Raw genomic sequence first — 2,285 nt, 5'->3', positions numbered from 1 at the left:
CCGATCTCTATCTCGGGTGGCGGCCCGGCCGGCACACCGCAGCCGACAACGCCCGCTTCTGGGCCGCGCATGAAGCGCGCATCCGGGCGCTGGAGGCGAAGATCGCCAAGACCCGCAAGCTGCGTCTCGCGCGGCGCTAGCGCGTCAGGCCGACCAGGGCGGCGGGAGTGCGGCTCAAGCTGACGCGGCGCCCGTGTTGGGGCGCCCGCGACCGCCGATCCGTTCGGCGGCCGCGCGGCTCTTGGGGTTCGAACATCCCGCGGCCCTGCCCTTCCGGCGCTCCATCAGCACGGCGTTGAACTCCGCGCCCAGGATGAACAGCGCCGCGCTGACGTTGAGAAAGACCACGGCCGTCATCGCTCCGGCGAGCCCCGCATAGGTCGAGGCGTAGTTCGCGAACCGCGCGATATAGATCGAGAACATGGTCGCGCCGGCGATGAACAGGAAGATCGTGATGACCACGCCGGGCAGCACGTCCACCACCTTCCGCCGGCCGCCCGGCAGCCAGAGATGCGCTGCGATCAGGGCGATCGCGAGCACCACGATGGTGACGGCGTAGCGCAGGACGTTGCTCGTCAGCTCGAAGGCTACGAGCCAGCTGAGATAGCGGTGGTTGATGGCGAAGTCCCAGAGGAGCGGCCAAAGGACGATGAACACCGCGACGACCACGAGCCCGAGCGCCCCGAGCGCCACGAACCACATGCTCTGCAGCCGCGACAGCCAGATCGGCTTCGACGTGGGGCAGTGGTACGCGCGCCCTAGCGCGATGCGCAGCGCCTCGACGGCCGAGGACGAGACCCAGAGCGTCAGCAGCACGCCGATCGTGAGCACGCCGCCGCGCGGTTCGTTGAGCACCTTGTCGACTTCGCCGGCCAGAGGCGCGGCGACCGCCTGGGGCCAGGTGTCGAAGATGATGTGGACGATCTGTCCGGACATCTGCCCGGCGCCCAGAAAAGCCGCAAGCGCGGTCACGAAGATCAGGAACGGAAAGATCGCGAGCAGCCCGTTCAGCGCGATATGCGCGGAAATCGCCCAGCCGTCATCGCGATCGAAGCGCTTCAGCGCCTCCCAGACGATGTCCACGACCCGCAAGGTCGCGTTGCGAGGCTTGGCGATCATGGCGTCAATGTAGCGCGAAGGGGGCAAGCGGGGAGTCTCGCACCGGGCGCCGCGGGCCGCCGCCGTCACATCAGGGGCGGTGATGCGGCCATCAGCATTACGCGTTTGCGCGAAGGGCTGCGGCGGGCGAGAAGCGCGGCTCGTCCGGACCCGTAGATGCCCTCTCTGATCGCGCCCGCACTGTTCGTCCTGATGTGGTCCACCGGCTGGGTCGTCGCGAAGTTCGCGACCCCCCACGCCGGCCCGCTGACGTTCCTGACGCTGCGCTATGTCTGCGCGCTCGCGCTGCTCGCTCCCGTCGCATTCCTGGCCGGCGCGCGCTGGCCCCGGCGGCCATCGGAGTGGGGCGGGGCGCTCGTCAACGGCATGATGCTGCACGGGCTCTATCTGGGCGGCGTCTGGTGGGCGATCGCCCACGGCGTGCCGGCGGGGGTCTCGGCCCTGATCGCAGCGCTGCAACCGCTGTTCACGGTGCTGGCGGCCGGGCCGCTGCTCGGCGAGCGGCTGACGCCGAAGCGATGGCTCGGCGTGGGCCTCGGCTTTCTCGGCGTCGCGGCCGTGGTCGCCCCGAAGCTCGCCGCGGCGAACGATCTCTCGGGAGCGCTGCTCCCGCTCGGCGTCAACGTGCTCGCCATGGTCGCCGTCGCCGCCGCGACGCTGCACCAGAAGCGTTCGCTCGGGGGGATGGACCTCAAGGCGCTCGCCTCCCTGCAATACGCAGGGGCGATCATGCTGACCGCGCCGGTGGCCCTGCTCGCGGAGGACTTCCACGTGAACTGGACGCCGGAGGCCGCCCTCGCGCTCGCCTGGTCCGTTCTGGTCCTGTCGATCGGCGCGATCATGCTGATGCTCGCGATGATCAAGCGCGGCGAGGTTTCGAGGGTCGCGACCCTGATCTTCCTCGTGCCCCCGGTGGCGGTGCTCGAGGCGTTCCTGCTGTTCGGGGAGACCCTCTCGGCCGTGCAGCTTCTTGGCATGGGCCTTGCGGCCGCGGGCGTCGTGCTGGCCAACGCGAAAGGCGCTCCGGCGTCCGCCGAAGGGTGCATTGCCGCAGCGGCCCGCGATGACGAGGATGCAGCCGAAACGTTGCGCCGGCCCGCCTGACCCCCCTCGCGGCCGGCTGCGCACCCTTCCGGAGCGACATTCATGACCGCCGCACAGCCCGC

The 2,285-nt window shown here is 70.2% G+C and carries 2 protein-coding genes; one reads left to right on the top strand and one right to left on the bottom strand.

Features of this window, described 5'->3' with window-relative positions:
- Positions 1-174: 174 nt before the first annotated feature.
- Positions 175-1,146 carry a YihY/virulence factor BrkB family protein gene (locus ACIKT0_RS17250; protein ID WP_407106590.1) on the bottom strand — a complete coding sequence of 324 codons (972 nt, stop codon included), beginning with the start codon at positions 1,144-1,146 and terminating at the stop codon, positions 175-177.
- Positions 1,147-1,275: 129 nt separating this feature from the next.
- On the opposite strand from ACIKT0_RS17250, the gene ACIKT0_RS17245 reads away from it, so the two are divergent.
- Positions 1,276-2,223, top strand: coding sequence for a DMT family transporter (locus tag ACIKT0_RS17245; RefSeq protein WP_407106589.1), 948 nt, complete (start codon positions 1,276-1,278; stop codon positions 2,221-2,223).
- Positions 2,224-2,285 lie beyond the last annotated feature (62 nt).

The organism is Hansschlegelia beijingensis (assembly GCF_045505405.1).
Classification (GTDB): Bacteria; Pseudomonadota; Alphaproteobacteria; order Rhizobiales; family Methylopilaceae; genus Methylopila; species Methylopila beijingensis_A.
This window is presented reverse-complemented; position numbering and strand designations above follow the sequence as displayed.

Bases quoted from the DNA above. Each gene is read 5' to 3' on its own strand.
- ACIKT0_RS17245 (WP_407106589.1), top strand. From the start codon at position 1,276: ATGCCCTCTCTGATCGCGCCCGCACTGTTCGTCCTGATGTGGTCCACC.